At 62.5% G+C, this 19,605-nt stretch carries 21 protein-coding genes; 13 read left to right on the top strand and 8 right to left on the bottom strand.

The annotated features are described in order from the left end of the window. Positions 1-149 precede the first annotated feature (149 nt). Positions 150-1,511 carry an aromatic acid/H+ symport family MFS transporter gene (locus tag C4J84_RS05180; protein WP_124369732.1) on the top strand — a complete coding sequence of 454 codons (1,362 nt, stop codon included), beginning with the start codon at positions 150-152 and terminating at the stop codon, positions 1,509-1,511. On the opposite strand, the gene C4J84_RS05185 is transcribed toward C4J84_RS05180, so the two are convergent. After that, positions 1,508-2,311: a SirB1 family protein gene (locus C4J84_RS05185; RefSeq protein WP_124435019.1), complete on the bottom strand. Its 804-nt coding sequence runs from the start codon at positions 2,309-2,311 to the stop codon at positions 1,508-1,510. The two genes, C4J84_RS05180 and C4J84_RS05185, sit on opposite strands and share 4 nt — an antisense overlap. A 188-nt stretch (positions 2,312-2,499) precedes the next feature. Here C4J84_RS05185 and C4J84_RS05190 point away from each other — a divergent pair, with 188 nt between their 5' ends. After that, positions 2,500-3,519 carry a Glu/Leu/Phe/Val dehydrogenase dimerization domain-containing protein gene (locus C4J84_RS05190; protein ID WP_124369734.1) on the top strand — a complete coding sequence of 340 codons (1,020 nt, stop codon included), beginning with the start codon at positions 2,500-2,502 and terminating at the stop codon, positions 3,517-3,519. 54 nt (positions 3,520-3,573) lie between these two features. Here the strand turns inward: C4J84_RS05190 and C4J84_RS05195 are convergent, their stop codons facing one another. Continuing rightward, positions 3,574-3,834 carry a YebG family protein gene (locus tag C4J84_RS05195; protein WP_003171979.1) on the bottom strand — a complete coding sequence of 87 codons (261 nt, stop codon included), beginning with the start codon at positions 3,832-3,834 and terminating at the stop codon, positions 3,574-3,576. A gap of 275 nt (positions 3,835-4,109) precedes the next feature. Here C4J84_RS05195 and C4J84_RS05200 point away from each other — a divergent pair, with 275 nt between their 5' ends. From C4J84_RS05200 to C4J84_RS05210, 3 genes are all read left to right on the top strand, one after another. Then, positions 4,110-4,370, top strand: coding sequence for a DUF6124 family protein (locus tag C4J84_RS05200; protein WP_124369735.1), 261 nt, complete (start codon positions 4,110-4,112; stop codon positions 4,368-4,370). A 176-nt stretch (positions 4,371-4,546) separates the two neighbouring features. Continuing rightward, on the top strand, positions 4,547-4,729 hold the full coding sequence (locus C4J84_RS05205; RefSeq protein WP_124369736.1) for an antitoxin: 183 nt from the start codon (positions 4,547-4,549) through the stop codon (positions 4,727-4,729). Between the two features lie 120 nt (positions 4,730-4,849). Continuing rightward, the gene (locus tag C4J84_RS05210) at positions 4,850-5,338 is read left to right on the top strand and encodes a phosphate-starvation-inducible protein PsiE (protein WP_057724703.1); all 489 of its coding nucleotides are present in this window, start codon (positions 4,850-4,852) and stop codon (positions 5,336-5,338) included. On the opposite strand, the gene C4J84_RS05215 is transcribed toward C4J84_RS05210, so the two are convergent. Next, entirely contained in the window at positions 5,335-5,652 is a 318-nt protein-coding gene (locus C4J84_RS05215) for a DUF3509 domain-containing protein (protein ID WP_124435020.1), read from the bottom strand. The two genes, C4J84_RS05210 and C4J84_RS05215, sit on opposite strands and share 4 nt — an antisense overlap. Before the next feature lie 325 nt (positions 5,653-5,977). Continuing rightward, positions 5,978-7,354 carry an L-serine ammonia-lyase gene (locus tag C4J84_RS05220; RefSeq protein ID WP_124369738.1) on the bottom strand — a complete coding sequence of 459 codons (1,377 nt, stop codon included), beginning with the start codon at positions 7,352-7,354 and terminating at the stop codon, positions 5,978-5,980. A 136-nt stretch (positions 7,355-7,490) separates the two neighbouring features. On the opposite strand from C4J84_RS05220, the gene C4J84_RS05225 reads away from it, so the two are divergent. Beyond that, positions 7,491-8,438, top strand: a complete 948-nt coding sequence (locus tag C4J84_RS05225) for a LysR substrate-binding domain-containing protein (protein ID WP_124369739.1) — start codon at positions 7,491-7,493, stop codon at positions 8,436-8,438. A gap of 213 nt (positions 8,439-8,651) precedes the next feature. Continuing rightward, a complete protein-coding gene (locus tag C4J84_RS05230) occupies positions 8,652-9,062 on the top strand; it encodes an HPF/RaiA family ribosome-associated protein (protein ID WP_124365933.1) in 411 nt (136 codons plus the stop codon). 56 nt (positions 9,063-9,118) lie between these two features. On the opposite strand, the gene C4J84_RS05235 is transcribed toward C4J84_RS05230, so the two are convergent. After that, on the bottom strand, positions 9,119-10,630 hold the full coding sequence (locus C4J84_RS05235) for an MFS transporter (RefSeq protein WP_124435021.1): 1,512 nt from the start codon (positions 10,628-10,630) through the stop codon (positions 9,119-9,121). 104 nt (positions 10,631-10,734) lie between these two features. Between C4J84_RS05235 and C4J84_RS05240 the strand changes: the two genes are divergently transcribed. Beyond that, positions 10,735-11,607 carry a LysR family transcriptional regulator gene (locus C4J84_RS05240; RefSeq protein WP_124369741.1) on the top strand — a complete coding sequence of 291 codons (873 nt, stop codon included), beginning with the start codon at positions 10,735-10,737 and terminating at the stop codon, positions 11,605-11,607. A 160-nt stretch (positions 11,608-11,767) separates the two neighbouring features. Here the strand turns inward: C4J84_RS05240 and fecA are convergent, their stop codons facing one another. From fecA to C4J84_RS05255, 3 genes are all read right to left on the bottom strand, one after another. Next, a complete protein-coding gene (gene fecA / locus C4J84_RS05245; RefSeq protein WP_124369742.1) occupies positions 11,768-14,104 on the bottom strand; it encodes a TonB-dependent Fe(3+) dicitrate receptor FecA in 2,337 nt (778 codons plus the stop codon). A gap of 91 nt (positions 14,105-14,195) precedes the next feature. After that, entirely contained in the window at positions 14,196-15,137 is a 942-nt protein-coding gene (locus tag C4J84_RS05250) for a FecR domain-containing protein (RefSeq protein WP_124369743.1), read from the bottom strand. Continuing rightward, positions 15,134-15,622, bottom strand: coding sequence for a sigma-70 family RNA polymerase sigma factor (locus C4J84_RS05255; RefSeq protein WP_124369744.1), 489 nt, complete (start codon positions 15,620-15,622; stop codon positions 15,134-15,136). The genes C4J84_RS05250 and C4J84_RS05255 overlap by 4 nt, the downstream gene beginning before the upstream one ends. 169 nt (positions 15,623-15,791) lie before the next feature. On the opposite strand from C4J84_RS05255, the gene C4J84_RS05260 reads away from it, so the two are divergent. The 5 genes from C4J84_RS05260 to C4J84_RS05280 are packed head-to-tail and all read left to right on the top strand — an operon-like array spanning position 15,792 to position 19,552. Next, a complete protein-coding gene (locus tag C4J84_RS05260) occupies positions 15,792-16,094 on the top strand; it encodes a DUF3649 domain-containing protein (protein ID WP_124369745.1) in 303 nt (100 codons plus the stop codon). Then, entirely contained in the window at positions 16,091-17,665 is a 1,575-nt protein-coding gene (locus tag C4J84_RS05265; protein WP_124435022.1) for a PepSY domain-containing protein, read from the top strand. Before C4J84_RS05260 ends, C4J84_RS05265 begins: the two co-directional genes overlap by 4 nt. Continuing rightward, positions 17,666-17,992, top strand: coding sequence for a DUF3325 domain-containing protein (locus C4J84_RS05270; RefSeq protein WP_124435023.1), 327 nt, complete (start codon positions 17,666-17,668; stop codon positions 17,990-17,992). It begins immediately after the preceding gene. A 7-nt stretch (positions 17,993-17,999) separates the two neighbouring features. Beyond that, on the top strand, positions 18,000-18,578 hold the full coding sequence (locus C4J84_RS05275) for an RNA polymerase sigma factor (RefSeq protein WP_124435024.1): 579 nt from the start codon (positions 18,000-18,002) through the stop codon (positions 18,576-18,578). Next, positions 18,575-19,552: a FecR family protein gene (locus C4J84_RS05280; RefSeq protein WP_124435025.1), complete on the top strand. Its 978-nt coding sequence runs from the start codon at positions 18,575-18,577 to the stop codon at positions 19,550-19,552. Before C4J84_RS05275 ends, C4J84_RS05280 begins: the two co-directional genes overlap by 4 nt. The last annotated feature ends 53 nt before the right edge of the window (positions 19,553-19,605 follow it).

Below are 19,605 nucleotides of genomic sequence, written 5' to 3' on the forward strand. Positions count from 1 at the left end.
CACAGAAACAAAATGTGGGAGGGGGCTTGCCCCCGATAGCGGTGTGCCAGCTATGAATATGTCGACTGGCACACCGCCATCGGGAGCAAGCCCCCTCCCACAGTTTTTGATCAGCGCCAGCCAATAAAAATAATGAAAGGTACCTTGCGATGCACAATCAGATTGCCAGCTTTCGCGCGGCACTCGACGCCCGTCCGGTGTCGCGCTATCAGTGGTTGATTCTCCTGCTATTGGCATTGCTACTGGTGACCGATGGCTACGACGCCCAGGTGCTCGGCTATGTCGTGCCGGCATTGGCCAAGGACTGGGGCCTGGAAAAAGCCGCGTTCGGCCCGGTATTCAGCGCCAACCTGCTCGGCCTCACAGTGGGCTCGCTGCTGGTGACGCCACTGGCGGACCGGTTCGGTGTGCGGCGCATTCTACTGGCCTGTGTGCTGATCTACGCCAGCCTCACCGTATTGATGGTGTTCGCCAACTCCCTGACCACGCTGATGGCCGCACGCTTTATCTGCGGCATCGGCATGGGCGGCGCGATGCCCAGCGCCATGGCCTTGATGTCGGAATATTCGCCGCCACGCATGCGCACCCTGATGGTGACCCTGGCAGCCTGTGGCTTCTCGTTCGGCGGCGCGGCCGGTGGGTTTGTGGCGGCGGGGTTTATCGACGGTTTCGGTTGGCAGGCGGTGTTCCTGGCGGGCGGTGTTACGCCGCTGCTGTTGTTTCCGTTCCTGGTGTGGCGGTTGCCCGAATCCCTGCCGCGCTTGCTGCGCGATGCGCCGCCCTACGCGCGCTTGCACAAGGTCACGGCGCGCATGTTGCCCGATTGGCGGGCGCCCCTGGCGAGCGAGGCGCAGAATCGCCAGGAGCAGGGCGGCCGGTTGACCGTGGTGGAGCTGTTCCGTAACGGCTACGCGCGCCCCACGGTGCTGATCTGGGCGACCTTTTTCGTCAGCCTGATCCTGCTGTATTTCATGATCAGCTGGCTGCCGTCGCTGTTGCTTGAAAGCGGGCTGGCGCTGAACCAGGCCAACCTGGTGACCTCGCTGTTCCTGTTTGCCGGCACAGTGGGCGCCATCGGCATGGCCTGGTTCGCCGATCGGCTGAAAAGCAAAGTGCGCCTGTTGTCCGCTGTGCTGGCAGCGGCGGCGGTGTGCACTGTGCTGCTGGGCCTGAACCATGACAATCCGCGTTACCTGGTGGCGTGCGTGTTTGCCGCCGGGTTCTGCATCATCGGCGGGCAACTGACCCTCAATGCGTTCGCCAGTAATTTCTACCCGGCGCACGTGCGCGCCACCGGCACGGGCTGGGCATTGGGTGTGGGGCGATTCGGCTCGATCCTGGGGCCGTTGTTCGGCAGCCTGCTGCTGGCGATGCATATTCCGGTGCAGCAGATTTTCTTCTTCTGTGCGATCCCAGCAGTGATTGCGGCGCTGTTGATTATTCAGGTGCGATCGCCCGGCGTGAGCGAAGCCATGAAGCCGTCGCCGGGCGACCTGCTCAAGGCGCGTTAATGCACCACTGAATTGGGCGGCAGGTGCCCCAGCCGCTCGGTCAGGCGCAGGCGCTGGATAGGGTCTTCGCTGAGCATCAGCGCGTGTTCCAGGTCAAACCGCTCGGCGCTCGGGCAGTCCAGGCGCTGATACAGGCTGGCCCGCGCCAGGTAGTCGGCGGCGCTGGCATTGCCCAGTTCGAGCACACGCTCGGCATCCGCCAGGGCGGCCAGTGGTTCGTCGTTGGCGAGGTACAGCTGGCGCAGGTTACGTGACAGCCGCTGCAGGATCGCGCGCGGATCGGCGCTGTGCAGGTGCTCTGCCTGCAGTTTGAGATTGGCTCCGTACTGGCGGTGCAGCAGTTCGCGACAGTCGTTGGGGTACAGCCGCCGACCGCCGCAGGGGTCCAGCAGGTGATCGGCGCCGGGTACCCGCAGCAGGAAGTGGCCGGGGAAATTCACCCCGACCAGGGGTATCTCCAGGCGCCGCGCCAGCTCCAGCGCGATCAGGCCCAGGGCCAGGGGTTGCCCGCGTTTACGTTGCAATACCTTGTCCAGCAACGCGGCGGCGGGGCGCAGCGGGGTGAAGTCATCCTGGGCAAAGCCCAGGTCGTTCATGCAGCGCAGCAGCGGCTGGCCCAGTTCATCGGCCGGCAACGTGGGCATGCCCAGGCTGACCTGTTGTTGCAGCAGGCCGAACGCCTGCAGGATCAGTTGTGGCTGTACGCCAGCATCATGCTCGGCCGCAATCCACAGCGCGGCTTCGAACAGCGCAGGGGGTGAACGGTCCAGGCAGGCGAAAAAGGCTGTGCGGGGATTCATTGCATTCTCCGGCGGATGCCCTCGTTTTAGCCTTGCTGCGAATTTTCGTCCAGCATCTTAAGTAAATATCCCACGCTCTTATGCCGCGAGTCCCACGAAACGGGGACGCTTATTCCAGTGCGATCGAGCAGTTTGCTGTTGTCAGCCTATACTTGGGCCACTACCAGAAGTGATTCGGGAGCACGACGATGTTTGCGCTCATGCACAGCACCCGCCTGGAATCGCTGCACCTGAGCGTCGACCCGGTGAGCGGGCTGAAGGCGATCATCGCCATTCATAACAGCCGCCTGGGCCCGGCCCTGGGCGGCTGCCGCTATCTTGCCTACCCCGATGATGAAAGTGCCGTGGCGGATGCCGCGCGCCTGGCTCAAGGCATGAGCTACAAGGCCGCTTTGGCGGGCTTGCCGGTGGGCGGCGGCACGGCGGTGATCCTGCGCCCCGCCCATGTGGAGAGCCGCGCAAGCCTGTTTGAAGCCTTCGGTCGCTGTGTGGAGCAACTGGGCGGGCGCTACATTACCGCCATCGACAGCGGCACCTCGGTCGCCGACATGGATTGCATCGCCCAACACACCCGGTTCGTCACCAGCACCACGGCCGCCGGCGACCCTGCACCGCATGCGGCCATGGGGGTGTTCACCGGCATCCGCGCCACCGCCATGGCCCGCTTGGGCAGCGACAACCTCGAAGGTCTGCGCGTGGCGGTGCAGGGCCTGGGCAATGTCGGTTACGCCCTGGCCGAACAACTGCACGCGGCAGGCGCCGAACTGCTGGTCAGCGACATCGACCACGGCAAGGTGCAACTGGCCATGGAGCAATTGGGCGCCCACCCCATCGCCAACGACGCTTTGCTCAGCACGCCCTGCGACATCCTCGCGCCTTGCGGCCTGGGTGCGGTGTTCAATCGCCAGAGCGTCGGCCAGCTGCGCTGCGCCGCCGTGGCCGGCTCCGCCAGCGCGCAATTGACCAACCTGCAAGTGGCCGACCAACTGGAAGGGCGCGGCATCCTCTACGCCCCTGACTACGTGATCAATTCCGGCGGCCTGATCTACGTCGCGCTCAAACACAGCGGCGCGGAGCTGCCGAGCATCACCGCGCACCTGTCCAACATCGGCAAGCGCCTGACCGAAGTCTACGCTCATGCCCAAGCCGAAAAACGCTCCCCGGCACGGGTCGCGGACGAACTCGCCGAGCGCCTGCTGTACCAATGACCAGGCATTAAAAAGGCCCTGAATCCATGATTCAGGGCCTGTTCAATTCGGGCTTTATTCCGCCGCCGCGTTCAGCAACTCGGACAACGCGTCCGGCTGGCTCTTGAACGCCTTGGCAAATACATCGCGGTTCTTCGCCATGTAGATCCCGGCTTCCTCCACCTGCTGCTCGCTCAAGGACGGCACGGCTTTTTGCAACACTTCTGCCAGCAACTCAGCGAGTTCAAGCATCTTGTCATGACGGTCAGCTTCGGCTTTATCCATGAACAAACGCTCCAGATCTCGGCTGCTGCGGTATACCACTTCGACGGCCATTCACCACCTCACATGCCTTCACGATAGTTGTCTTTTGCGACTACTGTATTTATATACAGCGAAAAGCATAAGCCAAACGCCGGGGTTTGGATAGTAGGTTTTTAATGTAGTTGGGAAATGGGGGGTTGCTACAGCGGAAATTTCGCACAGCACGTCGAGGTTGCTGAGCAATCCTACGGTGGCTTACCTTTCACGGGCTTTGCATTCGCATGGCCGAGCTTGGCGGCTCGATTTAAGGGAAGGAGAACCTACGTGTTTACTTTTGGAGTCGTACCATGGAAAGAAATACCTCAGTCAATACCGACCATCTGAATCTAGAGCCGCCTGTCACGCTTTTCAGTGTAACCCCTAACAATGACACGGAAACTTTGCTGGCCAACGCCAGTGAAACCTTGAACAGCGCCCGTGAAATGGCCGACACGCTGGCCTTCGACCTTGAAGGTCCTCAACGAAGCTTGGCGTTGGCTATTCACCAACTGTTAGAACTAGGCGGTTTGTTGGTGGACCGGGCGCTGGAACAAGTCGCGCCCGTCTGAGGCCCTCAACACCTTTGCCGAGCGAGTTGGTTGTGGCGAGCGAGCTTGCTCGCGCTGGCTGCGCAGCAGCCCCAATTCAGGCAAAGGTGTACTTCGAGAGAGATCACAGTGACAGGCATTGGGGGCGCTGCGCACCCATCGGGAGCAAGCTCCCTCGCCACACAAGAGGCGTTCATATGAAAAATGAGTGTTTTGAAAGCCCTCAAAGCTGGGATGACGAGCCGGCCTACGACCAATGGTTTCGAGCCAAGGTGCAAAAAGCCTTGGATGACCCATGCTCAGGCATTTCTCATGAAGAAGTCATGAGCGAGATGAACGCACTCATCGAGTCGAAGCTTTCACTCCATCAAGCCGATTAAGTGCCTAATATCAGCCTGCCACCATCTCACTACCCGGCCTCTGGCCTTTTTTCTGCATGCAGAACAACCGTCACGTCCCTCCCGCATTATCCGGTCGAGCCGACCTAAGGAAACATCATCGTGAAAATCAACTGGGCCGAAAAGCTGCGTCAACAAGTCCATGGGCTGGCCGAGTCGCTGGGCAATCTGTTTGTGGAGTCGTTCCACTACCTGGCGCTGTTCGCCATCGGGGCGGTCACTGCCTGGGCGGCGGTGATGGAGTTTCTCGGGATGCTGGAGAACGGGCATATCAAGATCGATGACATCTTGCTGCTGTTCATCTACCTGGAATTGGGCGCCATGGTCGGGATCTATTTCAAGACCAACCACATGCCGGTGCGTTTCCTGATCTACGTGGCAATCACCGCGCTGACGCGTCTGCTGATCTCCAACGTGTCCCATCACAACCCGCCGGACGTGGGCATTATCTACCTGTGCGGTGGGATTCTGCTGCTGGCCTTCGCGATTCTGGTGGTGCGCTACGCGTCGTCGGCCTTTCCGTCGGTGAAGGTCGAAGGCCCGCGTCGCAAGGGGGAGGCGAGCCTGGAAACCGAGAAGGGCGAGCTTTAAAGCCCGACGCTGAACGGCAGGTTACGGGTGGGCGGTGGCTGCAAGAGCTTGTGATTGTCGCCATCGGTCATCACCGCGAGGATTTCCATGGCGCTGTGACCCTGCTCGATGGCGATGCCGAACTGGATGCTTTGCACCAGGCGCTTGAGCCGTTGCGGGTCGTTGCGTTGTTCGGCGCTGATCATGCGTTTGGCCACTACGCCGCTGTCATCGGAGAGGGCGAGCATGATGCTGCCGTCCAGCCGCTGGATGCTCAGGTTGACGCGGTATTGCGGGCTGAAGGTGTCGGTGATGATCTGAAAAGGGTTGTCCATGGTGCGTTACCGCCTGATAAGAACATGCAGTCATTGACGACCGGTGTCGGGAATAGTTCGTGGTGCCTGACCACCGGCCAAAGTCCGTTTTCCTCAGAGGCTGTACAGCAAGGGCCGTGCCGTACAGCGCACTGCCAGACGATCAGCAACCCATGTGGGAGGGGGCTTGCCCCCGATAGCGGTCTTCCAGCCGAGCATTTATTGGCTGACACACCGCTATCGGGGGCAAGCCCCCTCTCACATTTGATACAGGTTGTGCCTGGGAACGGTGATCCGTTTCAGGGCAGTACGCAAAAAACGACCGCTGACGGCGCAGTCATCCCGGTCAGCACTCCACCCAGCTGACCGCCAGGCCGCCCCGTGACGTTTCTTTGTATTTATCATGCATGTCGGCGCCGGTATCGCGCATGGTGCGGATCACCCGGTCGAGGGAAATGAAGTGCTTGCCGTCGCCGCGCAGGGCCATTTGGGTGGCATTGATCGCTTTGACCGCCGCGATGGCGTTGCGCTCGATGCACGGCACCTGCACGAGCCCGCCAACCGGGTCACAGGTCAGGCCGAGGTTGTGTTCCAGGCCGATTTCGGCGGCGTTTTCCAGTTGCTCAGGTGTAGCGCCGAGGATCTCTGCCAGCCCGGCGGCGGCCATGGCGCAGGCCGAGCCGACTTCGCCCTGGCAGCCGACTTCGGCACCGGAGATCGAGGCGTTCTTCTTGCAGAGGATGCCGACGGCGGCGGCAGCCAGAAAGAAATTGACGACGTCGTCATCGCACGCGTCGGCGTTGAACTTCATGTAGTAATGCAGCACCGCCGGGATGATCCCTGCCGCGCCATTGGTCGGTGCGGTGACCATGCGTCCGCCAGCGGCGTTTTCTTCGTTGACGGCGAGGGCGAACAGGTTGACCCACTCCATGGCTGATAAGGTCGAAGTGATCACGTTGGGCTTGCCGATTTCCAACAGGCTGCGGTGCAATTTCGCAGCGCGACGCGGTACATCCAGGCCGCCGGGCAGAATGCCTTCATCGCGCAGGCCTTGTTCCACACACTCGCGCATCACCGACCAGATATGCAGCAGGCCGCTGCGGATGTCTGCGTCGCTGCGCCATGCCCGTTCGTTGGCCATCATCAACTGCGAAACCCGCAGGCCGTGCTGGTTGCACAAGGCCAACAGCTCGACGGCGCTGGAAAACTCGTAGGGCAATTGCACATCGCTGGTGGGCGCAATGCCCGACGCGGCTTCGGCAGCTTCGATGATGAAACCACCGCCCACCGAATAATAGGTTTGCTCGCTTAGCAGGCCGCTGTCGCCATAGGCGTGCAGGGACATGGCGTTGGGGTGGTAGGGCAGGCTTTCGTCGAGCAGCAGCAGGTCGGTGTGCCAGTCGAAGGCAATGTTCTGCTGGCCGGCGAGGAGCAGTTGGCCGGACTCGCGCAGTTGCTGGATGCGTGCGTTGATCGAGGTGGGGTCGATGCGATCCGGCCATTCTCCCATCAAGCCCATCACACAGGCGCGGTCGGTAGCGTGGCCGACGCCGGTAGCTGACAGCGAACCGTATAAACGCACTTCGACGCGGCGGGTTTCACTGAGCAATCGTTGGTCGGTCAGCGCCTGAGCAAAGGTCGCCGCAGCGCGCATCGGGCCGACGGTATGGGAGCTGGACGGGCCAATGCCCACCTTGAATAGATCGAAAACGCTGATAGCCATGCTAAAGCCTTACAAGCAATGGAGTAGAAATCGCTGCCATGTTTGTAGAGCAGTCGGGATTGACGCGATACTGAGCCTCTGGATCGGCACTGACCAACGAATTATCCTAAGACACTCTTTAGCAGGACTAAACGCTATGACCCGTCCCCTTCATGGCCAGACGTATGTCTGGCTGCATGTGTTTTCATGCGCTGCACGGCATTTGTCGTTCACCCGCTGCGCCGAAGAACTGCACATCACGCCGGGGGCGGTGAGCCAGCAGATTCGCCAGTTGGAGGAGCGCCTGGGCTTTCGACTGTTTCATCGGCGCGCCAGGGGCGTGGAGCTCAGCGCCGAAGGGCAACGCCTGGCGGCGGTGGTGGGGGAGGCCTATGGCAGCATTGACGCCGAATTACAGCGTCTGGACGCCGGGATGATCAGCGGCACCTTGCGCCTGCGTTCGATCCCGTCGTTTCTTGGCAAATGGCTGACCCCGCGTCTGCCACGCTTGCAGCAGCGCTTTCCAGACATTCAACTGCGCCTGGTCGCCGAAGACAGCAGCATCGCCCTGCACGAGGGCGACTTCGACCTGGCCATCGACCTGAACGACGGTAGCTACCCAGGCCTGTTATCCACAGCGCTGCTGGACGAACAGATCTTTCCGGTCTGCGCCCCCAGCCTGCTACGCGGGCGCCCGCCGCTGCATGGGCCGGCGGACCTTGTGCATTTCCCGCTGTTGCACGACATCACCGCCTGGCGTGGGAGTTATGAGTATGCCGAGTGGGAGTTTTACCTGGATGCCATTGGTTACCACGACGCCGATGTACGCCGCGGGCACACCTTCAACCGCAACCACCTGACCATCGAAGCCGCCATCGCCGGTATGGGCGTCGCGATTGCGCGACGCACATTGCTCAACGATGAACTGGAACGCGGCAGCCTGATCGTGCCGTTCGGCCTGGCCGTGCCCAACCACAAACGCTACGTGCTGCTGTATGCGCCAGGCGCATTGAACCATCCGGGCGTGCGCGCAGTGCATGATTGGCTGGTGGAGGAGGCGGGGGTTTTCCGGGCATTGCACCCAATGGGAGCGGGGCAATTGTGAGGATCTTCAGGGGTAAGAAGATGTAACTAACTCCCCACCCTAACAGCGTTTCTGCTTGTCGTCAGGGTTAATTTGTAATGTAGGATTTATCTTTGCAAAGGGGTTGAATTGTTTCAGCGAGTGCTCAATTGTGTAATCAGGAGGTCATGGTTTCACCACCCCGGTGTTGCAGTTTGTGATCTCTGGCGAGCTAGCTGAAATAAGGGAAGAACTATGCAAATCCAAGTCAATAGCGATAACCATATTGAAAGCAGCATCCGACTGGAGGAGTGGGTACGTACTACCATTGAGAGCACGCTCGAACGTTATGAAGAAGACCTGACCCGTGTCGAGGTCTACCTGCGGGATGAGAACGGCGACAAGCCCGGTCCCCACGATTTAAGTTGCCGTCTGGAGGCACGTCCAAAAGGCCATCAAGCGATTTCGGTCTGCCATAAAGCCGATACGCTGGAACAAGCGATCGATGGCGCGGCCACCAAGCTCGACCACGCGCTGGACCATCTGTTCGGCAAACTGCAAGGCAAGCCCCGCGCTGCCGGTAAAAACCAGCCGACCACCAAAGTCAATGAAGATGAGCTTGAACAGGAGTTTCTGGAAAAAGAACGGGCCGTATTCAACGGCTGATAGTTTTTTTCACTCCCCATTGAAAACGGGCCTGCACATGCAGGCCCGTTTTTCGTTTAACGGCGCTGTTTGAAGAAATACCCGCTAAGCATCGCCAGCCCGCAAGCACCCAACCCTGCAAAGAGCATGGCCCAGCCGGCGCCGTTGCGCAGCGCCGCCTGGGCCTCGTTGAACGCCAATCCCGGCGCGTCCAGCTTGCCCGCCGCGATGTGCTGGCTGAGGGCCGGCCAATCCATTGCCGTGCTTGGCGGCAATACCTCGGCCAGGTAATGGCTGATCCCCAGCAACAGCACCAGGCCCATCAACGCGATGTTGAGCGCCAGGGTGATCAGCCGTGCGCTGAAGTCGATACCTGAGGCCATGCCCGCGCGGTCAGCCGAGACGGCGCCCGTAGTGGTGTTGGTGGTCGGCGAGTTGGTCAGCGCCAGGCCGATGCCGGCGATCACGCAACTGAGCAGTACCATCAGCGCGCTTGGCTGCGCGGCGCCATTGGCGGCGGCCATTGCCAGAAACCCCGCGCCCATCGTCGCCAGGCCCACCGGGATGATGCGTTCGGCGCCGTAGCGCAGGGCCAGGCGCTCGGCCAGCGGCGGCACCAGCAAGGTGGGCAAGGTGTAGGCGAGCAGGGCGCCGCCGGTGGTCAGGGTGTCGTAGCCCAGGCCGGCCTGGAAATACAGCGGCAGGTAGATCATGAACGGCCAGAAGCTGAAGTTCATGCCGATCGAGCCCATCAGTGCACCGGTGAAGCGCTGGATGCACAACACCGAAAAATCGAACATCGGATGGGCGCTGCGTTTTTCAACCACGATGAACAGCAGCAACGCCACCAGCGCCAAACCCGCCCAGCCGAGCATGCCCGGTGTGGTGAAGCCATGCTCGGTGCCCTGGGTGATGAAGTACACCAGGGTGAACACCGCCAGCGTCAAGGTCAGCATGCCGGCGATATCGAGGCGATGGCTGGCCGGGTCGCGGGATTCCTGCACGCTGATGCGCAACAGCACCAAGGTGAACAGGGTGAGCGGCACATGCGCAAGAAACACCCAGCGCCAGTCCGCGACTGCCAGGATCAGCGCACCGACCATCGGCCCGAACCCCAGGCCCACGCCGGCAATCACGCCCCAGATCGCGAATGCCCGGGCGCGTGCCGCCGGTTCCCGAAACAAGTGCGACAGTATCGCGAACTGGCAGATCATCATCGCGCCGGCGCCGATGCCCTGGACGAAACGCGCCACGATCAGCGTCGGTGCGTCGTTGGCCAAGCCACAGGCCAGCGAGGCCAGGCCGAAGACCCACAGGCACAGCACCAGCATGCGTCGACGCCCAAAGCGATCGGCCAGGGTGCCCGCCGCCATCAGCACGCTGGTGCAGGCCAGGGTGTAAGCATTCATGATCCATTGGGCATCTTGAAACCCCGTGCCCAGTTCGCGTTCCAGGGTGGGCAGGGTGACCGGCACGCTGGAGATTTCCAGGCCGAACATCAGGGCCACAAGGCATACGGCGGTGAGCGCCAGACCGTTTCTGGCGACATGCGGTGGGCTGAGGGCCGATAGCGTGGCGACGGGTGGCATGGGATGTTCCTTTCGAGAGGGGGAGGGATTATTCTCTCGGGAATCTGGTTCTTTATTTGCGATGATTTTTCCATGGATAAGGGAATACAGGGCGACAAATTAACATGACTACTCCACGTTTTGATGGCGTCGAACTGTTCGTGCAAATCGTCGAGAGCGGCAGCCTGAGCGCAGCCGCCGAGCGCCTGAATCTCACCCGTTCGGCAGTGGGCAAGGGCCTGGCGCGGTTGGAAGCGCGGCTGGGCACTTGCCTGTTGCAACGCTCTACGCGCCGCCAGCGTCTGACCGAGGATGGGCAGGCGTACTACGAACACTGTCTGCGCGCGCTGGCAGAGCTGGAGGCGGCCGAGTCGGTGCTGGAAAGCGGCCGCCAGCAGCCACGCGGGCGCTTGCGGGCGAGTTTGCCACTGGCGTTTGGTCACCACTATGCCGCGCCTGCGCTGTGGGGCTTGATGGACCGCTATCCGCAATTGGAGATCGATATCAGTTTCTCCGACCGCATGATAGATCTGGCGCAGGAAGGCTTCGATCTTGCCGTGCGCATCGGCCCACTGCCAGATACCGACCGCCTGAGTGCGCGGCGCCTGGGCGAGCAGGTCATGGGCCTGGCGGCGTCGCCCGCGTATTTGCAGTGCGCGGAGCCCATTGAACGGATTGAAGACTTGTCGGCTCATCGCGGCATTGCTTACCGCAGCAACAGCGCCTATCGCTCGCGGCTGATCACGCCCTTGGTGCTGGACGACCTCCAGGCCGTGGCCGATGCGGCCATCGCGGGTGTGGGGCTGGCCTGGTTGCCGAGTTGGTTGATCGCCCACTATGCGCTGCGCGGGCAACTGGCGGCGGTGCTGGCCGATTTCCGCGAACAGCCGGCCCCCATCCATGTGATCTGGCCGACGGCGCCGCACATGCCGGCCAAGACCCGATGCGCCATTGATGCGCTGGTCGCGGCCACCCCCAGTTGCCTGGCGGGGAGTTAAAGGACCTCATCGGATCTCTAAGCGGTACTCGGTCCAAATGTGGGAGGGGGCTTGCTCCCGATAGCGGTGGGTCAGTTAAAAATATACTGACTGACACTCCGCCATCGGGAGCAAGCCCCCTCCCACATTTGGATTTGTTGTGATCTACAAAGGCAGGCAGTCAGAACGCGATAGACGTTTGCACGTACACCGTGCGCGGCTCACCCACGTACTTGCCCTTGTTGTTATCGTCGAACGAGCGCGTGTAGTACTGCTTGTTGAAGATATTTTTCACGCCGACCGCGACGTTCAAATCCGACAGCTGTGGGCCGAAGTCATACGCTGCGCGGCTGCTGAACAGCATGTAGCCGGGGATGCGTCCATTCGCGCCGTCGGCGCTTTCGGCCTGGGTGTTGGCGTTGTTGGCGAATTGGCTGCTCTGGTAGCTGCTGTCCAGGTTGAGCTTCCACGGGCCTTCGGTGTAACCCACGCCGAGGGTGCCTTTGTGCCTGGACGAGAAGGGCACGCGGTTGCCTTTGTTCGGGCCGTCTTCGCGGATGGTCGCGTCGACATACGCATAGGTGGCGTACAAATCGAAGCCGGCCAGTGCCGGGTTCAAGCCGTCGAGGGCATAGTTGATGCTCGACTCGATGCCCTGGTGCCGCGTTTCACCGCGTGCGATCACGGTGTCATTGGTTTGGTTGCTGTCGTATTGGTTGTCGAAATTGATCAGGAACGCACCGATTTCCGCGCGCAGGCTGCCGTTGTCATAGCGCGTACCGAGCTCCCAGGTGCGGGCTTTTTCCGGTTTCACTTCGCCGCTGCTCACGCGGTTGGGCATCTGGCTGTACTGCACGCTGCCGAACGAGCCTTCAGTGTTGGCGTAGAGGTTCCAGTCGTCGGTGAGGTGGTAGAGCACGTTCAACGCCGGCAGCGCAGTGTTGTAGTCGCCCTTGTAGTTGACGTTGCTCAGGTTGTTGGTCTGCTGGGACTTGATCATCTCGTAGCGGATGCCCGGCGTGAGGGTCCACTTGCCGATATCGATGCGGTCGTCGATGAAGAACGCATTGGCCTCGGTGCCGCCGCGCGTGTCGCGGTCGTTGCGGCTGTCGGTGGTCGGGATTTGCTGGTTGGCCGCAATCGGCGTGCGGTAGCGCAGCTCGTGGCCGGCTTCATTGATGTAGCGGTAGCCGACGCCGACTTCGTGTGTGGTGGGGCCGAGGTCGAAGCCTTGGGCGAAGCGGGTTTCCAGGCCGCGTACCCAGTACTCGCGCGGTGACAGCGAGAGGAAGTTGCCCTGGTCGAGGTAACCGCTGCGCAGCGTCTTGGTGAAGAAGCTGTTGACCGTGAACTCACGGCGGTCCTGCTCGTAGCGGTAGCCTAAGTTGACCATCGTACGGCGGCCCCAGAACTTATCGTAGGGGCGGGTCGACTGGTACGGGTCAGCCTTGTAGTCCTTGACGTTCAAGCCGCCGGGCATATCGGCCTGACCTTCGTAGTACTGCGCCATGGCGTTGAAGCTGTTGGCGTCGTCCAGTTGGTATTTGCCCTTGAGGATCAGGTCGTCGATGCGCGTGTCACTGTTTTCGCGCCAGTCGCCGCCACGGGTGCCGGAGTACAGGAGCGCGCCGCCCAGGCCATTGTCGGCGGTGCCACCGGCCAGCAGGTTGCCGGTGGTCTTGAAGCCGTCGTGGCTGGAGGACGGGCTGGTTTCGGTTTGCAGGCCGCCTTTGACGGTGGGCGCATCCGGGATCGCACGGGTCACGAAGTTGACGATGCCGCCGACGTTTTGCGGGCCGTAGCGCACCGCGCCGCCGCCGCGTACCACGTCGACCGCGTCCATGTTGCCCATGCTGATCGGTGCGAATGACAGTTGCGGCTGGCCATATGGTGCGAAAGGCACGGGAATGCCGTCCATCAATACCGTGGAGCGCGACGCCAGGCGTGGGTTGAGCCCGCGAATACCGAAGTTCAGCGCCATGTCGTGGCTGCCGGTGCCGTTGTTGTCCGGGGCGTTGACGCCGGGGATGCGGTTGAGCACGTCGCGGGCCTGGGTCGCGCCCTGGCGTTCGAAGGCTTCGCGGCGGATCACATCGCGCGCGCCGGGGTGTTCGAACACGTTGGTCTGCGCCGCATCGCCAAGCCAGTCGCCGACCACGTTAGAGGTCTGCAGTTCTAGAGTAGCCGGGGCGCTGGCCGGCTGCAGGCTGTAGGCGTTGTCGCCCTCGGCGCGGGCTTGCAGGCCGCTGCCTTCCAACAGTTTATTCAGGCCTTCGGCGGCGCTGTAGGTGCCCGACAAGCCGGGGCTTTGCAGGCCGGCGGTGACCTCGGAGCCGAAAGACACCAGCACCGAGGCTTCACGGCCGAACTGGTTCAGGGCCGCTTCCAGACTCGTCGGTGCGATGTGATAGGCCTTGGCTTCGGCCGCCATCACTGGGGGCAGCGCGGTCAGGCTGAGGCTGGCGCCGAGGAGGAATTGGCGCAGGGTACGGGCAAGAAGCGTCGGTTGCAGGGGCATGAAGGGCGGTCCTGAGAAGGAAGGATCAAGATGGCTTTCCTTCTCTGTCACGCGAGGACGGGAAAACGGCTCACTGTTTTTCTGAATAATTTCAGGCGCGGGCCTGAACCGTCACCCAGTAGCGGGTGAAGCGTCGCACGGTGACCGGCAGGCTGACTTCCAACAGGTCGAGGATGCGTTCGCTGTCATCCAGTGGATAGCTGCCCGACAGCAACAGGTTTGCCACCTGCGGGTCGCAATTGAGCTGGCCGCGACGGTAGCGCCCGAGTTCGCCGAGAAAATCCTCCAGGCGCATATGCGCAGCCACCAGCATGCCGTCTGCCCAGGCACCGCTGTTGGCGTCAGTGGGGCGAGGGCTGTCCCAGCCTTTGCGGGTGTAATTGACCTGATGCGCGGTCTCGACGCTCAGCGGCAGGCCGCTGTAGTGGTTGGGCATCACATCGACCCGGCCGTCGAGCACCGCCAATTGAGTATGGTCGCTGAACTGCCGCACGTTCAGGCGCGCCGCCTGGCTGCTGAGCAGACCCTGGCTGGTGAGTACGCGCAGCGGCGTGGCACCGGCGCGGGCGGTCAGCAGGATTTCACCTTCGAGCAGGCGGATCAGTCGCTGCTGGCTATCGACATGCACATCCACCGCGCTGCCGGTGTTGAGCTGCAACTGGCTGCCGTCGGCCAACTGCACGGTGCGGCGCTGGCCGACGGGGCTGCGGTAGTCGGCGGTCAGCGGCGGCAGAATACGCTGCTGGCGCAGGCTCCAGGCTGCCGCCGAACCGGCGCCGAGGATCAACAACAGCTTCAGCGCCTGGCGCCGGCTGTTGGACGTCGGTGCATTCAACGCCGCGTGCGCCAGGGGCGAAGGCACGCCGCGCAGGCGCTGGTTGACGCGCTGGATCTGGTCCCACGCGCGCTGGTGCTCGCTGTGCGCATCCAGCCATTGCTGCCAGGCGGCCTGTTGGCGCGGGTCGAGCGTGCCTTGCTGCATTTGCAGCAACCAGTGCACGGCTTGTTCGGCGACGGGGGGCGAGATGTTCATAGGGCGAAGTAGCAGCGCAGGGCGGCTTTATGCAGATGGCGTTTGACCGTGGCAATGGAGATGCCCAGCTGCGCACCGATTTGCGCATAGGTAAGGCCATCGAGCTGGGCCAGCAGGAAGGCGCGCTTGACCTGGACCGGCAAGCCGTCGAGCAATTGGTCCAACTCCACCAGGGTTTGCAGGATGATGGCGCGGTCTTCCTCAGACGGCGTCACCTGCTCCGGCAATTGTGCCAGGGCATCGAGGTAGGCGCGTTCCAGGTCCTGGCGACGGTAAAAGTTGAACAGCACGCGCTTGGCGACAGTGGTGAGAAAGGCGCGGGGCTCGTTCAGCGTTGGCGCTTCCCGTGCGCTGAGTACACGGATGAAGGTGTCCTGGGCCAGGTCGGCGGCGCTTTCCGGGCAGCCGAGCTTGCGTCGCAACCAGCCGGTAAGCCAGTGATGATGGTCGTTATACAGAACTTCGACGGTGTTGGACGGCGGCAACGGGATCACTCCATCAGCATCGGCATGCTTTAGAGAACAAGAATTGTTCGCATTGTAGGGGCGGGGGCGCGGTTCGGCAATCCGCGAAGCCGGTGATTCATCCGTTCTCTTTTGCTTATGAGAATATTTATCATTAATATTGCGTGCTGATGAACTTGGCGCCTGTCGCATGAACAGCAAAACCCCACTGCCCGCGTCCTATCGCCTTGCCGTCACCTCCCGGGTGTTGGCGGCGGTGGTCGGCGGTTATCTGATGGCCTCCCTCGCCGCTATCTGCCTCGCACTGTGGCTGCCCACGGCCCGCGCCGATGCGGTGATCACCGGCATGATGAGTTCGTTCGTGTTCTACCTGCTGGCGGTGCTCTGGTGTTTTGCCTGCCGCACGGCATGGCGTGCCTGGGTGGGGGTGATGCTGCCAAGCGCGCTGTTCGCCACCCTGGCGGGCATCGGTTTCTGGGTGGCGCGCACATGAAGGAAGGCTTTCGCCAAGCCATGGCCTGGCTGCACACCTGGGCGGGGTTGATCTTCGGCTGGCTGCTGTTCGCGATTTTCCTGACCGGCACCCTGGCTTATTTCAAGGACGAAATAACCCACTGGATGCAGCCCGAAGTGCAGGCCCACCCGTTGGACGACGCGCGCAGCCTCGGCGTGGCGCAGCGCTATCTGCAGCAACAGGCGCCTACCGCCGCGCGTTGGTTCATCACCTTGCCCACCCGCCGCGACCCCGGCCTGTCGGTGATGTGGCAAGACAAGGTCGACCCCGGCAAGCGCGGCAATTTCACCCAGAAAATCCTCGACCCGGTCAGCGGCCAAGCGGTGCAAGCCCGTGAAAGCATGGGTGGCGAATTCTTCTACCGTTTCCACTTCCAGCTGCAAATGCCTTACCCGTGGGGCCGCTGGCTGTCGACCATCGCCGCCATGGTGATGTTCGTCGCGCTGATCACCGGCATCATCACCCACAAGAAAATTTTCAAGGACTTCTTCACCTTCCGCCCGCGCAAAGGCCAGCGTTCCTGGCTGGACGGGCACAACGCGGTGGGCGTGCTGGTGTTGCCGTTTCACCTGATGATCACCTACAGCAGCCTGGTGATTTTCATGAACATGGTGATGCCGGCGCCGATCATGGCTTCGTATGGCAACGACAGCCGTGCGTTCTTCAATGAGGTGTTCCCCAGCTCCGATAATGCGCCGGCGCTCGGCCAGCCGGGCACCTTGCTGGCATTGTGGCCGATGTACCAGCAGGCGCAGCAACAGTGGGCGGGTGGGCATGTCGGACGCTTGGCGGTGAATAATCCGAGTGACGTCAACGCCTCGGTGAATGTGTTCCGCGCCGGGTCCGACAGCGTGGTGCAGGATTTCGGCAGCAGCCTATCGTTCAGCGGCACCACGGGCGAGCTGTTGCGGGCCAGTGGCGAGCCGTCGTTGCCGGCGGTCATCGGCGGCGGTTTCTACGGTTTGCACATGGGCCATTTCGCCGGCCCGGTGCTGCGCTGGCTGTACTTTGTCTGTGGCCTGGCCGGCACGGCGATGATCGGCACCGGGCTGGTGATCTGGCTGGGCAAGCGCCAGCTCAAGCACGCCAAAACCGGCGTGATGCCTTTTGAGCTGCGCCTGGTGGAAGTGTTGAATGTCGCCAGCATGTCCGGCCTGGTGATCGCCATCGCACTGTTTTTCTGGGCGAACCGGTTGTTGCCGGTGAGCTTCGCCGCGCGTTCCGACTGGGAAGTGCGCGCGTTCTTTATCGCCTGGGCCCTGAGCCTGCTGCACGCGCTGTTGCGGCGCGGCCGCCCGGCGTGGGTCGAGCAATTGAGCGTGGGGGCGCTGCTGTTTATCGCCATCCCGTTGGTCAATGCACTGACCACTTCACACCCTTTGGGCGTTTCCCTGATGAGTGGCGACTGGGCCATGGCCGGCTTCGACCTGACGTGCCTGGCCTGCGGCCTGTTTCTGGGCTGGGCCGCCTGGAAGATGCAGCGCCGCACGGCAACGCAGCCCAAGGCGCCGCGCGCAGGTGCATTGACGTTCAAACAGGAGGCCAACTGAATGCTGCTCGCGCTGCTCATGTGCTATGCCGGGTTTACTGCGCTGTGCCTGTCGACCGACCGTCATCACGGCGAGTTGCTGCGCAGCAAACCTTCGCCTTTACGGCGTCTGGGGTTGCGTGCGGCCGGTTGGTTGCTGCTGACGCTGTCGCCCTGGCCGGCGGTGGCCGTCACGGGGTGGGGCCAGGGGTTGGTGGAGTGGTGCGCGGTGTTGATGCTCAGCGCTTTGCTGCTGGTGCTGCTGCTGCCGTATCGGCCACGGCTGGCGTTGATCCTCGCGGGCGTCGGCCTGCTGGCCAGCCCGGTCGCGGCGTTCGGCCTGTTCTGAGTTGCCCATGATGATCAGCCCTGCGCCGAAACCTCAAGACCGTCCGCAGCCGGACGCCGCCGGTGGGCGGGCGCATTTCCTGCAGGTGTTCCTGTCCCAGCGTTCGCAGATGGAGGCGCTGGTCAGCCGCCGTGTCGGTTGCCGCGCCACCGCGGCGGACCTGGTGCAAGACCTGTTCCTGCGCTTCTGGCGTCGCCCACTGGTGCAGGTCGAAGAGCTCAGCACCTACCTGCTGCGCTGCGCCAGCAATATCGCCATCGACCATTTGCGCAGCGAAGGCGCCCGCGTGCGCAGTAATGAAGGCTGGTTGCCGGAACAGCAGGGCAACCAGGGCTGCGAACCCCAGGCGGCCCTCGAAGCGGGCAATGATTTGCGGCATGTCGAAGCCGCCTTGCGCAGTTTGCCCGAGCGCACTCGCCAGATTTTCCTGCTCAACCGCATCCACGGCCGCAAATACGCGCAAATCGCCAAGGCGATGGGCGTGTCTCAAAGTGCCGTGGAAAAACATATGATGCGTGCCCTCCAAGCCTGCAAGGCGAGCCTGAGCGAACCGTCGGCCCCACGCACGCCAGGAAAAGCACCGTGAACGTGACGCCCACGCCCGCCCAGGAACAGGCCGCGCTCGCCTGGCTGAGCCTGCTGCACGACCAGCCCAGCAGTGGCGATCAGGCCAGCTTCAGCCAATGGCTGCGGGCCGACCCCGCCCATGTCCAAGCCTATGCCCAGGCCCAGGTGCTGTGGGAGTTGAGCGAAGTTCCGGCACGCGCGTTGGCCGACGAAGACGCGCAGGCGTTGCAGGGCTACCTCAATGCGATGAACCGTTCCACGCGCTCGCGCACGTTGCGCTGGTCTGGCGCCTTGGCCACGGCCGCCTGTGTGTTGTTGATGGTGGCGATGGGCGCCGGTTGGCAACCGTCGCGCTGGGTGGATGACTTCGGCGCCGATTACGTGACGGCGCCAGGGGAGGTGCGGACCGTGACCCTGGCCGATCAGTCCCACGTTACCCTCGACGCCGACAGCGCCATTGCCGTGGATTTCAGCCACGGCGAGCGGCATGTCCAACTGCGCCGAGGGGCCGGATTTTTTCAGGTTGTCCATACCGGCCAGCCGTTTATGGTCGAGGCGGGCAGCGGAGAAACGCGAGTGCTGGGCACGCAGTTCGAAGTGCGCCTGCAACCGGCGGGGGCACAGGTGACCGTGTTGTCCGGCCGGGTCGGGGTGACGCCCTCCAAACAGGCGCCGCAGCAAATTCTGACGGCAGGCCAGCAAGTAGCCTACGCCGAGGGTGTAGCCGAGCCGTTGCATGCGGTAGACAGCGAAGCACGCCTGGCCTGGCGCGATGGATGGCTCAATTACTACAAGGCGCCGCTGGCCGAGGTGATCGAGGATTTGGCGCGCTATTATCCCGGCCGCATCCTGTTGCTCAATGACGAGATGGGCGCCAGACGCGTCAGCGGCAGCTTTCCAAGCAAGGACCCGGCAGCGGTGCTGAATGCCCTGCAAGCGGTGCTGGGCTTTGAGCAGCACACAGTGCTGGGCCGGATGATTGTGTTGCGCTAAGCCCGCACCACAAAACCAATGTGGAAGGGGGCTTGCCCCCGATTGCGGTGGGT

The organism is Pseudomonas sp. R11-23-07 (assembly GCF_003852295.1).
GTDB lineage: Bacteria > Pseudomonadota > Gammaproteobacteria > Pseudomonadales > Pseudomonadaceae > Aquipseudomonas.